Origin of the sequence: Flavobacterium sp. (genome assembly GCF_039930565.1) — a bacterium.
Taxonomy (GTDB): Bacteria; Bacteroidota; Bacteroidia; order Flavobacteriales; family Flavobacteriaceae; genus Flavobacterium.
Genome location: NZ_JBDTTP010000019.1, coordinates 37,095 through 56,762, shown reverse-complemented (window position 1 = coordinate 56,762; position 19,668 = coordinate 37,095). Strand labels below are relative to the sequence as shown.

10 protein-coding genes are annotated in these 19,668 nt (G+C 35.1%); 6 read left to right on the top strand and 4 right to left on the bottom strand.

Annotation, left to right across the window (positions count from 1 at the left end; genetic code table 11):
• Both ABI657_RS07110 and ABI657_RS07105 read left to right on the top strand, forming a co-directional pair.
• A partial coding sequence (locus ABI657_RS07110) for a glycoside hydrolase family 88 protein (protein WP_348096550.1) occupies window positions 1-557 on the top strand: 557 nt, incomplete at its 5' end.
• Window positions 554-1,900 carry a hypothetical protein gene (locus ABI657_RS07105; RefSeq protein ID WP_348096549.1) on the top strand — a complete coding sequence of 449 codons (1,347 nt, stop codon included), beginning with the start codon at window positions 554-556 and terminating at the stop codon, window positions 1,898-1,900. The genes ABI657_RS07110 and ABI657_RS07105, both read left to right, overlap by 4 nt.
• A 119-nt stretch (window positions 1,901-2,019) precedes the next feature.
• On the opposite strand, the gene ABI657_RS07100 is transcribed toward ABI657_RS07105, so the two are convergent.
• Window positions 2,020-4,923 (bottom strand): sugar-binding domain-containing protein, encoded by a 2,904-nt coding sequence (locus ABI657_RS07100; protein ID WP_348096548.1) that lies wholly within the window; start codon window positions 4,921-4,923, stop codon window positions 2,020-2,022.
• 401 nt (window positions 4,924-5,324) lie between these two features.
• On the opposite strand from ABI657_RS07100, the gene ABI657_RS07095 reads away from it, so the two are divergent.
• The 3 genes from ABI657_RS07095 to ABI657_RS07085 all read left to right on the top strand — a co-directional run bounded on the left by ABI657_RS07095 (window position 5,325) and on the right by ABI657_RS07085 (window position 9,742).
• Entirely contained in the window at window positions 5,325-6,653 is a 1,329-nt protein-coding gene (locus ABI657_RS07095) for a glycosyl hydrolase family 28 protein (RefSeq protein ID WP_348096547.1), read from the top strand.
• A 99-nt stretch (window positions 6,654-6,752) separates the two neighbouring features.
• Window positions 6,753-9,203 (top strand): glycosyl hydrolase 115 family protein, encoded by a 2,451-nt coding sequence (locus ABI657_RS07090; RefSeq protein WP_348096546.1) that lies wholly within the window; start codon window positions 6,753-6,755, stop codon window positions 9,201-9,203.
• Window positions 9,204-9,565: 362 nt separating this feature from the next.
• Window positions 9,566-9,742 (top strand): histone H1, encoded by a 177-nt coding sequence (locus ABI657_RS07085; RefSeq protein ID WP_348096545.1) that lies wholly within the window; start codon window positions 9,566-9,568, stop codon window positions 9,740-9,742.
• 63 nt (window positions 9,743-9,805) lie between these two features.
• On the opposite strand, the gene ABI657_RS07080 is transcribed toward ABI657_RS07085, so the two are convergent.
• The 3 genes from ABI657_RS07080 to ABI657_RS07070 form a co-directional block, all read right to left on the bottom strand.
• Complete coding sequence (locus ABI657_RS07080; protein WP_348096544.1) at window positions 9,806-11,437, bottom strand: rhamnogalacturonan acetylesterase; 1,632 nt, start codon at window positions 11,435-11,437, stop codon at window positions 9,806-9,808.
• Window positions 11,438-11,543: 106 nt separating this feature from the next.
• A complete protein-coding gene (locus ABI657_RS07075; RefSeq protein ID WP_348096543.1) occupies window positions 11,544-14,399 on the bottom strand; it encodes a glycoside hydrolase family 2 TIM barrel-domain containing protein in 2,856 nt (951 codons plus the stop codon).
• A gap of 21 nt (window positions 14,400-14,420) precedes the next feature.
• Window positions 14,421-15,764, bottom strand: a complete 1,344-nt coding sequence (locus ABI657_RS07070; RefSeq protein WP_348096542.1) for a rhamnogalacturonan acetylesterase — start codon at window positions 15,762-15,764, stop codon at window positions 14,421-14,423.
• Between the two features lie 221 nt (window positions 15,765-15,985).
• Here ABI657_RS07070 and ABI657_RS07065 point away from each other — a divergent pair, with 221 nt between their 5' ends.
• Window positions 15,986-19,612 carry a DUF4450 domain-containing protein gene (locus tag ABI657_RS07065; RefSeq protein ID WP_348096541.1) on the top strand — a complete coding sequence of 1,209 codons (3,627 nt, stop codon included), beginning with the start codon at window positions 15,986-15,988 and terminating at the stop codon, window positions 19,610-19,612.
• Window positions 19,613-19,668 lie beyond the last annotated feature (56 nt).

Below are 19,668 nucleotides of genomic sequence, written 5' to 3'. Positions count from 1 at the left end.
GGGCGGCCGCGACGTCCATAGCGCGATGTCGTCCAAGGGCAAATGGCTGGGCAATAATGACTATGGTAGAATTACTTGAAGTATTACCCAAGAATCATCCTGGACACTCTCAGGTTTTAGCACAATTGCAAAAACACATTGCCGGATTAGTACAATATCAGGATGGAACCGGTTTTTGGCATCAATTGCTAGATAGAAATGATTCGTATTTAGAAACTTCAGCGACTGCGATTTATACGTATTCAATTGCTCGTGCCATTAATCGCGGATATGTGGATAAAATGACATATGCCCCTTGTGTTTTATTGGCCTGGAATGCAGTAGCTTCTAAGGTAAATCAGAAAGGTCAGGTAGAAGGGACTTGTGTTGGAACAGGAATGGGTTTTGATCCTGCATTTTATTATTATCGTCCTGTAAATGTATTTGCGGCTCACGGCTATGGCCCTGTTTTATTAGCCGGAGCCGAAGTGATTTTGTTATTAAAAGAGAATCAGTTTGAAAGTAACGATAGTTCGATACAATTGAAAGTACCTGGTAAAAACAATCAGCTAAAATGAAAACAAGAAATCTTTTAAGCATATTATTGGTATGTTTTACGGCAACAGTTTTTAGTCAGATTGGAACACGATTTCCATCAGAAAAAAAGATAATAAAAGATCCTGTTACAGGTGTTGATTTAATCTTTTTAACCACTAAATCAGCAGGAGATTCCAAAACCTATCCTACGCATCCGCAATGGACATCAGATGGGAAATGGCTTATTTTTAGAACCAAAAGAGCCAATGGAGAAGCAGTAGCGGTTAATGAAAAATCAGGTATAATGGTTCAGGTTACCGAAGGCGGTTATACCGGAACTTTATGCATGGCTCAAAAATCAATGAAACTGTATTTTATGCGCAAAGCAGACGGCGATAAAATGCAGATCATGGAAGTCAATCTCGAAGCTGTTTTTAAAGATAGTCAGGCTGGAAAAATGAAGCAGGTTTCTGCTTACGAGAGAATTTGTGGTATCACGAATCCTGAAATGGGTGCCTCTGGCGATATGGCATTAGATGCTGATGAAGAAAAGGTTTACTTTAGAATTGGAAAAGAAGAAGCAGGAAGACATCTGGATCCGAATATCAAAATTGAAAAAAGTTTTGGACCAAGAAACATGGGCGCAGGTCCGGGCGGAATCAGCAGTATCAATTTAAAAACCGGTGAATTTAAACATGTTGTTTCTGTACCTTTTCAGGTGGGACATATTCAGTCAAACATCTGGAATCCGGGTGAATTGGTTTTCTGTTGGGAAACAGGAGGGAAGTCTCCTCAAAGAACATGGACAGTTATGTCAAATGGAACTGGTTTAAGACCTTTATATCCTGAATCTGATTTTGAATGGGTGACTCATGAAGCTGTTATTTCTAAAGATGAAGTAGCCATCGCAATTATGGGACATCGAAAAATCGATATTCAGAAAGATGTATCTGTAGAAACGGCTCTAAACGACGACTTTAGAAATCCTGTAAATCCGGGACAGGAAAGCAATTGGGGAACAACAGGAACACGCGAAAAGCCAACAGGTTTGGGAATAGTAAATCTTAGAACCCGCGAAATGATTATTGCCGGACAAACCAAAAGTGGCAGCGGATTATGGCATGTACATGGTTCTGCTGACGGAAGATGGGCAGTTGGAGACGACTTTTCAAGAAGTTTGTATTTAATAGACAGAAGCACCAACGAAATGATGATGCTTACCACCGGGCATAAAGAAACTGCAGCCGATCATATTCATCCTACATTTAACAGAGACGGTACCAAAATCCAAATCCAGTCCGCTATGCTGTCTGAGGACAATCGCACGATGAATATTTGCATTGTAAATGTACCTAAAGAATGGCTGAAACGAAAAGTCAAATAATTAATTTATAACAATATTCTTTATAAAAATAATCCAAATAATAACAAAAAAATAAAATATTTTAAAATAAATGATACTAAACAGTTGTGATTTAGTTTATAATCGAATTCAAGTTATAACTATTTCACTTTATTCTGATTAGAATTAGGTTTCAACTCATCAGGGCTGTCTTTAGTAAAGGTTTTAAATTGTTCTTTTGAAGGATTCAGAAAAACATCTTGCAATACTTCAAAACTCAAACTCTCTTTTGGCTTAAAAGTATCTGAATTCATGTATTGTTGAAGCGAGACGAATAATTGTTTTGCAGCAGGTTTATTTTCTAAATGAGGCCCTAAATCGGCACTGCTTACTATAATTTTTCCATTACCTACTTTAGCTTCAATTATTAATGCCAGTCTGCGATTCATAAACCAGGTATCAATTGGCTGAACCAACGGACGGAAATCTGCAGGAAAATCTTCCAAATTCATGACCTGTGACCTATTTTGAATTTCCCACCACTGCAAATCACTGTGAAAACTGGTTGGAAAATCAGCAAAAGCAGGACTTTTATCCTGAATTAGCATTCCGGTAACATGAGGCGGACGCATTTTAAACCAGGAGGTATTCCAAAAAACAGGAAGAAAATGCATTTCTACCTCTTTTCCTTTGACAACCTTACCTGAGGCATTCAAGAATACTTTTCCTCCATTTTGCAATATTTCTTTGGCTTTATCATCTAATACGGTAGTGTAATAAATAGAATTTACAATTTCAATTCTGGTGTCAGGATATACCCAAAAATCCCAATCGTTTACAAAAGGAGTATTATTGACTTTTACTTCCAAATTTAGTTTAGATGCCGTCTTAATTTCGTTCAATGGAAAAGTCAGGCTTCCAACATAAATACCATTTCCATTTCCGAAAGTTTTAGCATCGAAATTTCCGGCAGAAAGACTACTTCCTTTTTCGTCTTTGATAGTCCAGCTTATCACAGCATTTTTTAAAGGTGATTTCCCCGAGTGAAAAAGCACTATTTCGGCTTTGAAAGCTTCACCATTCGTGTAAACAAACTTTGGAATTTTTGCTAACGGAACTGTTTCATTACAAAAACGTTTATATTCTTGAGAAGTTACATATCCTTTTTCCTGAAAAAAAGCATCCAAAACGCCTACTAAAGCTGTTCCCTGACCCGGAAAATCCTGTAAACCTAACGATTGGAAACCTGCAAATCCGGGAGTCCTTAACATTTTTTCAATCTCGTTCTTATAACATAATACCTGTAGCTTTCCTGAAGCATTCAGGAAGTCTTTTGCCTGATCTGCCATTTTATGATCTTCAAGGTCCTGACGAAACATTTCGAAATTTTTGGCTCTGTAAACACCTTTGTATTTCTCAATTTCTTCAAAATTAGGAAAAACACAATACTGACCGATTTCGTGTGCCACAAATGGAACTTTAAAGGCCGCAATCCCAGTACTAAAATCCGTTTCGGTTTCAGGTAATTTATTCCAATTCAAGCCTCTTACACCGCCACGTGACTGGTATTCGGCATTAGGAACTACAGGCCAGCTTCCGCCAACCGACATTCCTGTATAAACTCTTCTGTTATCTTTTGCTTTCCAAAAATCGACAAAGTCATTCAGATATTTTACCTGATTTCCTGCAGGTTCATTTCCGGCAGACAACATAGTGAAAGAAGCATAATTACCATATTCTTTTGCCATTCGTGTGGTTTCGTCATATAAAAACTGATCAACAGGCTGACCCAATCCAATTTTAGGTCCATGATTAGGCCAGCTAGGTCCTTCGGGCTGTAAATAGAGTCCAATTTTATCCGCAGCAATAAAAGCGGCTTCTGGAGGACACCACGAATGAAAACGGACATGATTTAATCCATACGATTTAATGGTTTTAAAGATTTTTTCCCAAGCCTCAACCCTAGTAGCAGGATAACCTGTTAATGGAAACTCGCAATTATGAACCGTTCCACGAAGAAAAACCGGAACATCATTGATTAAAAATTTGTTTTCTTTAATTTTAAATTCACGCATCCCAAACTGAACTTTTTTCTCAGAATTAATTCCTTTACCATTTAGTTTTAGATTCAGATGATATAAAGAAGGGTCAAACTCGTCCCAGGTCAGCATTTCTTTTCCAAAAGACAGTTCAATTTCAATCGTTTTGGAATTCGTATCAGGGATATTTATTTTAGTAACAATCTGTTGAGTCTGGTCTGATTTTACAGTGTTAAAACTTTTTGCTGATAAGGATAGCTTTCCATTAAACTCATTTGACGTACTATTCTGAATCGTGATTTTCACACGTGCTTTTCTGTTTTTTATATCAGGATAAATCTGTACATCATCAATATAAACAGGCGAAAATGATTCCAAAGCAATTTTACCAATAATGCCATTCCAATTTCCCTGTGTGTGATCAGTAATGCTATGGGAATCAGGTCCTACATTTATTTTAGTAATTTGATTATCAATTCGAATTGAAATACGGTGTTTTCCAGGTAAAAGTAATGTACTTAAATCGTATACATGAGGAGCTACTAATGAGTTTTGCAACCCTACTTCTTTATCGTTTATCCAAACTCTGGTTTCTATGTGAGCCCTTTCCAAATGAAGGAGAATTCGTTTGCCTTTCCAATTCGCAGGAACATTAACTTCTTTTTGATACCAGGCGGCTCCTACATAATGTTTTGCAGGAGTAAGCCAAAACGGAATATGAATATTCCCAGGTTGGCGGTATTTCTCTAATCGTGGAATAAAATAGAAAGAGCTGTCATATATCGAACCAGTCCATTTTGTTTTTAAAGTTATATCGTCTCCTTTCAGGAATTCAGCCATTGAACCCGGAAGTTTTATAACATCCGAAAGTTTTTTGTTGTACCATTTTTCAGTTATCCCCTTATCATTTCGGTCAATTTCAAAATGCCAGGTACCTTCGAGATTAATCTCGTCATCATTTTTAAAACTGCTTAAAGTCAATAAAACAGTCATTAATAGACATATATAGCTGTATTTTTTCATCATAATCAAGGTTTAGTAAAAAGTAAAAATAACCGAACAGGCTAGAATTGTTATCCTGTTGCATCCTGTCTATTTATTTGATTCTTATAACCGATAGTACAGGATACAAAAAAAAACAGAATAGTATAAATTTGATTGATTAAAAATTAAAATCGTAAAAATAAATCGAAATAATTATTCTATTTTTAAATATTTATGAAAGTTTGTACTCGTAATCATCCTTCAGATAGATATAAGTATTTCATTTGGAAAACTACAATAAAAAATGAATGCTCTTTATTCCAGAACTTCTTTGTTTGATCAAAATGGAAATATAGTTAGCGCTGATGGTGCTATATTATTAAAGAAAAAGACATATTTAAATAATTACATTAAATAAAATTCAATATCAAAATTCAATAACAATGAAAAAAATCTTAACTCTGGCAATTTGCATTTTTGGGATTTCCCAGTTTACCTATTCACAAAAATACAGTAATGATACTTTTCCTGACGGAAGTGCCATTATACCCTGGTTTAAAGATTATACCAAACTTCAATTGAAAGATTTAGGGAAACAATACATTATTACCGATTTTGGTGTTGGTAAAGACAGTACCAAAATTCAGACTGTTGCCATTCAGAAAGTGATTGATAAGGCAGCTAAAAATGGCGGTGGAGTAATTGTAATTCCAAAAGGTGTTTTCCTTAGTGGTGCTTTGTTTTTTAAACCTAAAACAAGCTTGTATGTTTCTGAAGGAGGAACTTTAAAAGGTTCTGATAATATTGCCAATTATCCGATTATGCCTTCACGAATGGAAGGTCAGAACCTGGATTATTTTCCTGCTTTGGTGAATGCTTATGGTGTAGATAATTTTTCTATTTCAGGAAAAGGGACCATCAACGGAAATGGCTATAAATACTATGAGGCTTTCTGGGCAAGACGTAAAATAAATCCAAAATGTACCAATCTTGAAGTTTCAAGACCAAGATTAGTTTTTGTATGGAATTCCAATAACGTTCAATTTCAGGATGTAAAACTGATTAATTCAGGTTTTTGGACAAATCATTTTTATAAATGCAATAATGTAAAACTACTCGATTTATACATTTTTTCGCCACATTTAGAAGTTAAAGCCCCAAGTACAGATGCAATTGATCTTGATATTTGTTCCAATGTTTTGGTAAAAGGATGTTTTTTGTCTGTAAATGATGATGCGATTGCATTAAAAGGAGGAAAAGGACCTTTTGCAGATCAGGATAAAAATAACGGTCCCAACTCTAATATTATCATCGAGGATTGCAGATTTGGATTCTGCCATTCAGCATTAACAAACGGAAGTGAATCAATCCACAATCGAAATGTGATTATGCGTAATTGTCAAATTGACGGAGCAACAAGAATGCTTTGGCTAAAAATGAGACCAGATACACCTCAAAGATATGAGTACATCAGGGTTGAAGATATAATAGGACAGGCAAAAAACTGTTTGGTTGTTTTGGCGTGGAAACAATTTTTTGATTTAAAAGGCCGTCCTGATGTTCCATTATCTTATGGTGATCATGTGACTTTAAAAAATATTGATATGAAATCGGATACGTTTTTTAATGTAGAAAAAGATCCAAATGTTCGTCTATCTAATTTTATTTTCGAAAACCTGAATATTGAAGCCACAAAAACAGCTGTCGATAAAAGCATTGTAGAAGGAATTACCTTAAAAAATGTGCTTATAAACAAGCAGTTAGTTGAGTGATTTTTATAAATTTTAAAGATGCAGGAGTTCAAAGTTGTAACGTAATTGGTTGTAAACTTTGGACTTTTGTTTTTTAGAAGAACTTAATATAATTTAAAAATGAATAAAAAGATATTTTTCGGTCTCATTTTGATACTTAATTTTTTAGGGATCAATTCGTATAGTCAGAATAAAAATCCAGTTGATTTTTCAATTGCAGATTCAAATCAATTGACCTCAATTTATATTGATAAAAATACAGATGCCTTAATTGTTTGGGCTGTAAATGAATTGGCTGATGATGTAAAAGAGATAACCGGAAAACGACCGGAAATAATTCAATCTGATAAAGTATCAAAAAGAGGAATTTATATAGGAGAACTTTCTTCCAGTTTTTTTAAAACCAAAGCAAATCAAAAAGAATTATCCAATCAATGGGAGAAATTTTCCATTAAAAAAGAAAAAGAAAACCTTTTAGTTGTTGGGAGTGATGTAAGAGGAACTGTCTTTGCTGTTTTTGAAATTACTGAGCGTTTAGGAATTTCTCCATGGAAATGGTGGGCAGATGTCAATGCTGTCAAAAAAGAAAAATTAGTATTCAATATTCCCCAAAAAGGAATAGTTTCTTCGCCATCAGTTCAATACCGAGGAATCTTTTTAAACGATGAAGATTGGGGATTGGAACCCTGGGCCGAAAAATCCTTTGAACCCGAAGTTGGCAATATGGGACCTAAAACGTATGAAAAGATTTTTCAGTTGTTATTACGATTAAAAGCCAATACTATCTGGCCAGCAATGCATCCTTCTACGAAAGGTTTTTTTACCATTAATGGAAATAAAGAAATGGCTCAAAAATACCATATGATCATCGGTTCTTCTCATGCAGAGCCAATGCTTCGCAATAACGTTGATGAATGGAAACCTAAAATTCATGGGGATTATAATTATTTTACCAATAAAACCCAAGTCGATAAATACTGGCAGGATAGATTAGACGAAATAAAATTGGCTAATAACGAAACTGTCATAACACTTGGAATGCGAGGTGTTCACGACAGCAAAATTGAAGGCGCCAAAGATTTGAAAGAGTCAATAGAAATGGTTGAAAAAATCATTGTCAAGCAGCGTGAAATGCTTTCGAAGACTTTTAAAAAACCTTTAAAAGAGATTCCGCAAGCCTTTGTCCCTTACAAAGAAGTTTTGGAATTGTATGATAAAGGACTTAAAGTTCCCAATGATATAACCCTTGTCTGGCCTGATGATAATTACGGTTATATCCGTCGTTTGAGTACTGAAGAAGAACAAAAAAGGGCAGGGGGAAGCGGTGTTTATTATCACATCAGTTATTGGGGAAGACCTCACGATTATCTTTGGCTAAGCACAACACAACCGGGATTAATTTGGTATGAAATGACTAAAGCTTATGAAAACGGTGCCCAAAAAATGTGGATTGTAAATGTAGGAGATATAAAACCTGCGGAATATGATACCGAGTTTTTTCTGGATCTGGCATGGAATATCAACAGTGCAAAATCTGACGGAATCAATAAGCATTTGAAAGATTGGATTACGAGAGAGTTTTCTCCTCAAATTGCAGATTATTTAGCTCCTGTATTTGAAGAACATTACCGATTGGCATTTCTTAGAAAGCCGGAATACATGGGATGGAGTCAGACAGAACCTACTATACCAATAAAGATTTCTGATTTTACGGAAGAAGAATGTCTGGAAAGAATAAAAGCCTACGATAACTTGATTAACGAGGTAGATATGTGGAGTTCAGCTGTTGCTGCAGATACCGGCCCTGCTGTTCCTGATGGAAGAGAAGATGCTTATTTTCAGTTGGTAACTTACCCAATTGAAGGAGCGGCTTACATGAACCATAAATTTTTGTATTGGAATTTAGCTGCCATGACAACGGATTTGAAAGAAAAGGAAAATTATTTGAATTTATCGGCGAAAGCTTATGAGAAGATCAAAGAACTGACCGATTTTTATAATACAAAAATGAGCAATGGAAAATGGAATCACATGATGTCAATGAAACCAAGGAATTTACCGGTTTTTGATTCAATAAAAGAAAACCCAATGGTGAAAGAGGAAGAAATTAAAAAACCTTCTAATACTATCACCATTCAGGCCAAAGATTTTATTACAAAAAAAGAAACTAAAAATTATGAATGGAAAACGATTAATGGCTTAGGTTTCAGTAACAATGCAATTACGTTATTTCCGTTTTATCACAGCTATTTTAAAGCAGAAAAGCCTGTTGTTTCATATGAATTTGAAATGGAAAAAATTGGTGATTACGAAATAGAAATTCATTTGCTCCCAACTCACAGCAATAATTTTGACAATGAAATTGAAGTGCGAATTGACGGAAACGTAACAAAGTCATTTTTGATTAACACGAAAGACAGGGATAAAACCTGGAAAGAAAATGTTTTAAGAAACAGTGCCATTGTAAAACTTCCAGTTTATATTACAAATAGAGGAAAACATACCATCAATATTGCAGTAAACCAAACAGGAATTGTACTTGATTATATAACTGTAAATTCAAAAATATAAGTAGAATTAAATTCTAATATGGACTATAAGATTGAACTTTACAATATCAAAAAAACTCAGGAAAAGAATAATGTTTTTTAGGGCCATAGCTAAAAAAATGAAAATTGACCTTCAAACCAATTTAATAAAGTACGTAAAAAAGCAAATTATAATGAGTTTAAGAAGTTTAAGAGATCTGACTATATTTATTTTAAAAAAATAAACAGCTTATAAATTTTGTAATTGCCTGATAATTAGACATAAAATACAAGAATAAAATAATACTAACTCAATTGTAAAAAACTGTGATAATTTTAACACAAAACTTACGTTAACTATACAGCAAACTTTTATTTTTGCTACTTAATTTAACATATATAAGCATGAAAGATCTATTAGTAAAAATCAACGCCGAACTTGACACATTCAAAACTGAATCTGAATCATTATCTGAAAAAGGTGTTAAAGCAGCAGGAGCAAGAGCCCGTAAATCATCTTTGGAAATTGAAAAACTTTTAAAAGAATTCAGAAAAGTTTCTATCGAAGAATCAAAAAAATAATATTGGCATTCAAAAGATAAAACCTCGTTTAATTATTTAAAACGAGGTTTTTTTATGGATTTTTTATTTCGGAATTTCAATATATTCCTTCAATCCGCAATCTTTTATATTTTTGAGACTTTCCGCTACTGCAAGCGCATTAAAAGCAGCTCCTTCTAAGCCGGTATGCGTATGATCTTTGGGGAAAAATGGTTTTACTTTTTCTTTTCCCAAAGCTTCGTATTTCAAGGCAACAATTTCATTCAGATCAATATAAAAAGCATCTTGATTTTCAGCAGCTGTTTTAGACCATTTTCCATACGAATCACTTCTGCGTTCTACTTTATCATTTGGCCATTCGTTTCTGGGTGTCTGGCTTAAAACAATCGGAACAGCTCCTTTTTCTTTGCTTTCTTTAATGAATTTTTCCACATACCAGCCAAAAGTATGAACCGTTTCAGTTAAACTGTCCCGAACGACTTGTTGTGTTTCATCACCGTTTCCTTTTAATGAACCTCTGAATTTTTCTTTGTCAACCGCTCCGGCATCGTTATGACCAAACTGAATCATTACAAAATCCCCCGGTTTCAATTGATTTTTAACTTCATCCCATAATCCCTCTTTTGTATAAGTGCGGGTACTTCTTCCACCACGTGCTTTATTGATGACTTCAATTCTGGTGGTATCGCAATATTGAGGAAATGCAACTCCCCAGCCAACAGCATCCGGATTATTGCCGTTGTTTGCCATAGTAGAATCTCCAATTAAAAATACTCTTTTCTTTGCTGGTAGTATTATTTTCGGATTCTCTAAAATGTATTTTTTTAAAGAATTTTTACTCAATTTTAATTCATTGATTATTAGTGAAGCTGCTAATACTGCCCCTTTTGCAGAGGTGTGTGTATGATCTTTTTTATAGAAATAAGTTCTGGTTACTTTTTGCTCACCTAACTTTTCCATTTCAATAGCCATCTTATCATTCAAATTGATAAAAGTTACTTTTTCCTTTTCTGCAATTTGTTTAGCCCACAATCCATAAGACGTATCATTACGAGGCACTTTTCCCTCTTTCCAGTCATTTCTTGGAATAGGGGAACAAATAATCGGAATAGCGCCTTTTGATTTGGCTTCACGAACTACTTTCTGAATGTACCATCCGTACGTATGTACCGTTTCGTGTTTTTTGGTCAGGATATTATCAATTTCTTCAGTTTCATTTCCGATTCCTTTGATAGTACCGCGCGCACGAAGGCTGTCGTTTACTGCTCCGTTATCATTATGCCCAAACTGAATCAGTACATAATCACCTTTTTTGAGTTTATTCAAAACAGCAATCCACAAACCTTTATCCTGAAAAGTTCTGCTGCTGGTTCCGCCCAAAGCATGATTCTCGATACTGACTTTTGTAGTATCCAAAAACTGCCCAATATAATCTCCCCAGCCCCAAAGACCTCCGGATCCGTCGCCTCTGCCATTTTTTACTGTTGAATCTCCCACGGTGTAAACAGTAGGCTTTTTGTTTTGTTTTGGAGTAAAATTGAAAAATAATAAACCTAAAAACAGTATTGTAATTATTTTAATCGATTTCATACGAATTGTAAATTGTGAATTGTAAATTGTGAATTGTGAATTGTGTAATTCCGTCCAGCTTGTCATTCTGAGGAACGAAGAATCTTCGTAAGTAACTCTACAAAGATTGACAATCGTTACGGACAATTTTAGCTAAGATTCTTCGTTCCTCAGAATACAAAGCTATAAGTACATATTGTAGACAAAGAGCAAAACATGAAACCTGAAACAAAGAAAACCTGAAACAAATTTTTTACTTTCTAAAATCAAACCATAAATTCATTTTAATTCCATCATCTCCACTTTTGATACGGATGTTTGTTGGCTGGCTTTCAGGACCCTGGTGTTCCAAAGGTTTGAAGTCTCTCATCGCCGGAATCTCATACATAAACGAAATATCTCCTTCAGGAAATGTAGGCTGAGGATAACTTCCTGCGAAACCATTTTTAGGCAAATCAGGTGTAAATAATCTCAAAAATAAATTATCAGATTCGCTGAAAACTTTAAACGATGATGCGCCTGCTTTTAAATTGGCTCCTAATAAGTTGGCATGATAGCCTTTAAACTCCGGATATACCAGATTTTCAAAACTTTCGCCTGTTATGGTGGTGTTGTAGTGTTTCTCCCAAATACCGTAAGTAGTTCCTTTGATTCTGTTTTTCCAAACATGATAAGGACCTCTTCCAAACCATTTGATACCCGTAACTCCTTTTTCAGGAAAACTGAAGGTGATACCGAAAGCACTTACTTTATCTTCAAAAAAAGCACCGTCGAATCCTTCACCGCCAGAAGCATTTTTTAAGGCAATCAATTCCATTTTAAATCTTCCGTCCGCTTCCATAATCCATTTAATGGAGGATAAACCTCCGGAATAATTCACGGTACAAATAGCTTTATCACCTTCCTGTAGAATCTGAATGTCTTTTAATTTGGCTTTCATTCCAATCGGACGAGGACCATTTGTTAACGGAATAGTGGATGTTCCGTTTTTAACAGAAGAAATTTCTCCTGTCAAAGCATCCAAAGTTACCATTACATCACTTCCTTTTAAAGTAATTTCATTGCCATTTTTTGTTGCTGAAGCTTTTGCTTTTGTATTTTGAACCGCTAAGAATTTTTCAGCATAATATTTTGCTTTATGAATTGGCCATGTCCAGGTATATATTTCTTTATTAAACTGATCATAAGCCGAAATGGATAAAATATCGCCTTCGACAAAATTATTAGGGACAACAAATTGTATTTTGCGTGTTTCTCCCGGATCAATACTCGGAATCTCAATTTTTCCTGAACTAATTGCTGCTGAAGTTCCATTTGTATAGAGCACATCTTTATCAGACTGTAATACTTTGAATTCCATTTTACAGGAATTCAGATTGCTGAAAAGATAATCATTGGTAATCAAAAACGATCCGTCAAAAGTAGGAGTGACCTGTTTCGGCTGAAACTGAATGGGTGCCCAAACTTCTTTTACGGTATAATAACTCCCTTCTTTTTCACGGTGTGGTCCTAAAATTCCATCAGCCGCCAATGAACCTTTTGAGTCGAATTTAGTATCTCCTGTCCAATCAGAACGGAAGACAGCTTCGTCTAACATCGCCCACATAAATCCTCCTGCAAAAAGCGGACTTTGTTTATAACGTGTCCAGAAATCTTCCAAAGCGGCTCCGTGTCCGTTGTCGTAAGTTCCGTGCATAAATTCGGTTGGAAAAAAGACATTTTCACCATTATTAAAACGATGCATCCCGGTTAAATACGTTGGATAATGATGCGTATCCCAGCCATTAAAATCGGCCCAGGGGTGAATTACGATTCTTTTTTGGGGATCATTATCTTCAAAAACTTTATCAACGTTGTAATTCCATCCTCCTTCGTTACCATTATCCCAAATAATTACCGATGGGTGATTGACATCACGAACCACCATTTCAGTCACTAATTTTGTTCCGGTTTCAGTATCGTAAGAATTTTGCCAGCCTGCTAATTCATTCAGAACAAAAAGCCCAAGTGAATCACAAACTTCTAAAAAGTGTTCGTCAGGAGGATAGTGTCCACGAACGGCATTCATATTCATATCTTTCAATAATTTCACATCCAAATCACTGATTCTCTTGCTGGTGCTTCGACCGCCTTCCGGCCAGAAGGAATGTCGGTTAATCCCTTTCATGATGATTTTGGTACCATTTACATAAATTCCGTCTTGCTTTTTAAACTCTAAAGTTCTAAACCCAATCCGTTTGTTGTATTTATGAATGATGTTTCCATTTTGCTTCAATACCAGTTCCAAATCATATAAATTAGGAGTTTCCGGATTCCATGGCTTGATGTTTTTCCACTGAGCTGCAATTGATTCCTTTGTGCTTTTTGCTTTTATTGGGAAAGTAAAAGTTTGAAGATTTTCTCCCTTTAAAGTTTTAAGTGTCGCTTCTAAAGTGGTATTTTTCGAAATATTTTTAAGATTCAGATCAACCGTAATTGAGCCATCCATTTTTGGATTTACGGCAATATGCTGAATATGAGTTTTAGGGGAAACCTCTAACCAGACCGGACGATAAATTCCGCCAAACAGCCACCAGTCGGCTCTTCTTTCGGCTGCATTTACCGATTTATTGGCTGAATGTTTCCAAACATGTACTTCTAAAGTATTTTTAGATCCAAATTTTAATAATGACGAAATATCATATTTAAATTCATAAAAACCACCCTGATGAATAGGTCCGGCCAGTTTTCCGTTGATTTTTACTTCGGTATCCGTCATCGCACCGCCAAAAGCAATCAGGACCTCTTTATCTTTATAATCAGCAGGAGCTTCAAATTCGTATTTATACAAACCTTCTTCTTTGCTCGGCTCTTTTTGGTTTAGTTCTTTGTACCATCTTCCATACGTATATTCACCAAAACCTTCTAATTCCCATTGCGAAGGAACATTTATTTTAGACCATTTTTGACTGTTATTGCCTCCGCTACAATAAAAATCCCATTGTACAGGATGTTCAAAGTCTTTTCCGGAAAGGTAAACTTTATCAGTTTGCTGAGCTGTACTATTTTGATAAGAAAATAACGCAACGGCAGCAATAGCAAAGTTTTGGATGGTGTTTTTTAGTAACATAAAAAGTTATTTCTATAATGACTAGTTGCCATCTGGTTTAGTAATTTCGAAACGATCACTCATTGGAAGTGTCCAGTTCGAAAAGGAATTTGGTTTAGTTGGATTATAACTTGGAACTTCTTTTTGAATTTGCTTTTTTAACGGAATATCCAATTCACGAATTCCTTTAACAACACAGAGTGCTATTTCGTTCGCCCCAAAACTATTAAAATGAGTGTTATCTTCCAAAGCCTTTATCTGTCCCGGAAAAGTATTGGCAGGATATTGAACGAAAGCTGTTCTGGAAGTTTCATCTCCCCAGGTTTCGTATAATTCGGTTGTCATTTTAGTAACGTCAATAAGCGCTACATTTTTTTTTTGTGCCACAGCACGCATAGCAGCAGGAAAATCGCCATGTGTTTCTTTTAAAGTGCCATTTACATTGAAAGCACGGCGTTGTGTAGGTGTCACCAGAACCGCAATTGCACCTTTGTTTCTGGCAGCTTGTACAAATTCAGCTAAGAGTGTAGAGTAGGAACCCCACGCACCATTTTCTTCTCCTTTAATTTTTTCGTCATTATGAGCAAATTCAACAAAAAGATAATCTCCTTTTTTAAGGAGCGAAAGTATCTTTTTTAAACGATTTCCACCTTTGAAAGAACTCAATGCTGAACCGGAAACCGCATAATTGGCAACAACAACGGTATCATCAAAATAGTTCGTGATAAATTGTCCCCAGGATGCCCAAGGCTCAACATCCTGATCGGTAACGGTTGAATCTCCGGCTAAATAAACAACTGTTAAATTGTCTTTTGGAGTGATTTTTATGCTTTGAATAGTAATATCGCCTAAAAATTCCAATGTAAGTTTGTCATCCCAGTTAAAAATATCTTTTTCCCTGTCTTTTAGTGAAACATTTAGATTGGCATCAATTTTTGGAGTTCTGACATTCACGTTAAAAATTTTAGTAACAGGTTTTCCTTTTTTGATGGAAAGCTGATCCAGCATTAATCTTCGTGATTCAGCCTTTATCGTAACATTTGTTGATTTATCTGCACTTCCCATAACCACTTCAATCTGATAATTTCCTTCGGGAAGTTTTACCGAAAAGTAAATTGGTTTAGACGCAGAAAATGTATGCGAGTTGATTTTTACATTAGAATCCGAATTAATATCAAAACCATAACCTGTAGCATCGTTATAGATTAAAGCGGTATTTATAAGAACCCCTTTTTTGTTTTTTGATTGAGTTCCAAAATTAAATAACTGATTTTCAATGTCTTTGTTTTTAGCGATTTCAATTAAAGAATTAGTATCCACAGCATATAAATTAATCTGCATCGTAAAACAAAAAACAATCAAGAAGGATGTTTTAATTTTTATCAAGGTTTTTTATTTTAAAAATTATAAATTCAAAACTAACAGTTACTCTTTTATATAGTATCCTGTACTATGATGTTAAAAAAATGAAAGAATGTAAATTATGATATTGCAAAAATCAGGTAGGTGCAGGATGCTATACCGTAAAAAAACAAAGAAATTGCGTTTAAATTGTCAAAACAAATAAGTATTTATTGATTATACCTGCTTCCAGACAACTGAAACATATGAAAACCAAAAACCATACTATTCAAACTTTTATTGGCTTACTATTATTATGTCCTGCCTTGATTTTTGGACAGGAAAAACAAGCTGTGCGTAAAATTCATTATGCTCCGAAAGGCAATAGTTTTGTTTTAAAAAATGGTACCCGAAAATTCAACAGAGCTTTGTATGGTTCCAATACAGGGTTTAGGGTTGAAACCGGAGATTTGCCTGAATTTGCTATGTACATGCCGGGAATGGGAGGAAATTTTAAGTTAGGTTTGGTGAATGGAAAAGACAACAAATGGATTACCGAAGCATCAAAAATCAATACAAAATATGTGCTGGGAACGATGCATTATGAAATAGAAGATGCGATTTTAGGGAACGGAAAGTTGATTATTGATGTTGTTGCCCTAAAAGAAAAAGAAGGTTTTATTATAAAAGTATATGGAAAAAATGTATCAAAAAATGTGAATATAGTTTGGGCATTTGGTGGTGCAACCGGTAAAAAATTCAGTCGTGACGGTGATATTGGTGCAGATCCTGAATCCGTTTTTTATTTACAGCCTGAATATTGTACCAATAATAAGTACACATTAAAAAAACTGTCTTTTGTATTGGAATATGGCTCAGAAACCAATAAACAGAAAACAGGAAACAATAAAAGCCTGGTTGGTTATTTTCCGGAATCACAAACGAAGTTAGCGAATGCCGGGCAACAAAAAACACCTTTAGAATTGTACAATTCTAATTCGGAATCCTTGCCTGTAATTACAGGAAAAAACACTTCCGTTTCAAAAAAAGAAATATACTGGCTGTTCGCAACCGAAGATCCAAAATCAGCTGTTTCGCAAAAAGGAATAGCGCAATTATATAAAAAATCAGTTCAGGAAACACATCTTTTAGCTAACAGGGTTAAAGTAATCACTCCTGATCCCTATATCAATACTTTGGGTTCCGCCCTTTCCATTGCTGCTGACGGAATTTGGGAAAGTCCGGCGTATCTTCACGGAGCAATTGCCTGGAGAATGCATCTGAATGCGTGGCGTGGTGCTTATACTGCAGATCCTTTGGGATGGCATGATCGTGCCAAAACTCATTTTACAAGCTACAGTAATTCGCAGGTTATCGCTCCTGAAAATGGTCCTGTTGTTTTTGATACTGTTCGAAATTTCGCCCGTCAAAAAGAAGAAATTGGAACATCCATGTTTAGCAGTGGTTACATCAGCCGTAAGCCAGACAATAATACGATAGCCCATCATTATGATATGAATCTGGTTTTTTTCGATCAGATGCTGCGTCATTTTAAATGGACTGGTGATACTCAATTTATGAATGAAATGTGGCCTACTATTCAAAGACATCTTAACTGGGAAAAAAGAAATTTTGACCCGGACAATGACGGACTTTATGATGCGTATGCGACAATCTGGGCAAGTGATGCTTTGCAATACAGCGGTGGCGGTGTGATTCATTCTTCGGCGTATAATTACTATGCGAATAAAACGGTTGCTGAAATTGCAAAAAAAATCCAGCAGGATGAAAAACCTTTTTCAAAGGAAGCAGATAAAATTTTAAAAGCTTCTAATAACCAGCTTTGGATTCCGAATAAGGGAATTTTCGCTGAATATAAAGATGCTCTTGGAAACAGATTATTACACGATGTTCCGGGAATCTGGAGTATTTATCACACAATAGATTCTGAATTATCAAATCCTTTTGAGAGTTATCAGATGCTTTCTTATGTTAATAATCAGATTCCACATATTCCTATCTCGGCAGAAGGATTAGATAAAAAAGACCTTTATATGATTAGTACAACCAATTGGCAGCCTTATACTTGGTCAATCAATAATGTAGCTTTGGCAGAACAATTGCACACCTCATTGGCTTTCTGGCAAGGTGGACAAACGGAAAAAGCCTATACCATGTGGGAAAGTGCTTTGATAGAAAGTATGTATTTGGGTGCTTCGCCGGGAGGATTTGAGCAGTTAATGTATCAGGATGCGATTCGTGGAGAATTGTATCGTGACTTTGCAGACCCAATCGGAATGGCTTCAAGAACATTAGTAGAAGGACTTTTCGGAATCCAGCCTGATGCTTTGGCAGAAATTTTAACGATTCAGCCTGGGTTTCCATCAAAATGGAATAGTGCTTCGTTAGATATTCCAGATGTAGCAATTGATTTTAAAAGAGAAAATAAAACAGATTCTTACCTTATAAAAAATCAGTTTACTGTCAAAATGAACCTGAAATTGATTGTAAATGCACCGTTCGAAAAAGTTCAGCATATCACGGTTAACGAAAAATCGGTCGTATGGAAAAATATTCCGGAAAGTATCGGAAATCCAAAAATTGCAATTGAAGTTCCTTATGCTGCTGTTTTTGATGTGAAAATTAACTGGCAGGGAGATGTTTTAGAAGAAGTACAGTCAAGTTTACCTTTAACAGCCGGAGAATCTCTTTCCATAACAACATCGAAGGCAGAAATAATTTCGATTTATGATCCGCAATCTATTCTGAGTGAAATTTCAAAAACAAATAAATCATATGAGGCAATTGTTTACGGCAATAAGTCCAAAACGTTTTTTGTTCAGTTTAAACAAGGGGATTTAATTTGGTGGAAACCCATTGAATTGGATTTAAAACCTAAAATCGAATCTGAAATCATTCAATCAAAAAATAATAACATAGAAATTTCGCTAAAGAATAATTCGGAAACCAAGATTGAAGGAACTGTAGTTTTTGATGCTTCCGCAAAAGAAAATCAGCAAAAGATTGTTTTAGATGCCAATCAAAAAGAAACCGTTATAATTCCTTATCAGAAATTAGTCCCGGGAACTAACAATTTTTCGATTCATACAAATTCTAATATAAAAGAGATAACTTTTACGAACTGGGACATTCCGTTTAATGCTTCGAAAAAAACAGAAACGGTTTCGCTTTCTTCTTTTTTTAATTCGAAAGTAACGGATGTTTTCAATCAAAAGTATTTGTCTCCAAGACCGCAAACAGTAACTTTACAGCTTCCAACAAACGGAATAGGAAATTGGTGTTACCCTAATGTATCGGCAAATATTGACGATTCAGGATTACGTGAAAAAGCAAAATCAAACGGAGAAATTTCAACTCCATATGGTTTCTCTTTTAAAACCCCTTCAGATGAAAATCAGAAAAACATCATTTTTACATCACAATGGGATAATTTTCCAAAAAGCGTTAGTATTCCTTTAAGCGGAAAAGCTTCGCACATTTACTTTATGGTAGCTGGAACTACAAATCCGATGCAAAGTCGCATCGTAAATGGTGAAATTCAGGTCAATTATACCGATGGAACGTCGGAGATTTTGCAATTGAAAAATCCGGAAAACTGGTGGACAATCGAGCAGGATTATTTTGTGGACGGATTGGCGTTTACCACGGATGCTCCAAAACCTCCAAGAGTATATTTAAAATCGGGTGAAATTTCGAGAACATTTAAGGATTTCAAAAGTATAAAAGGCTTTTCAAATTATGGTGTTGATGGCGGTGCTGCAACCATTCTGGATTTGCCTTTGGATAAAAATAAAACATTAAAAAGTATGTCACTTAAAACCATTGCCAATGATGTTGTTATTGGTTTGATGAGTGCTACTTTAATTAAATAATATTTTGAATTAGAAAATGTGTCAATTAGAATAATTAGATAATTTTCGAAAACTTG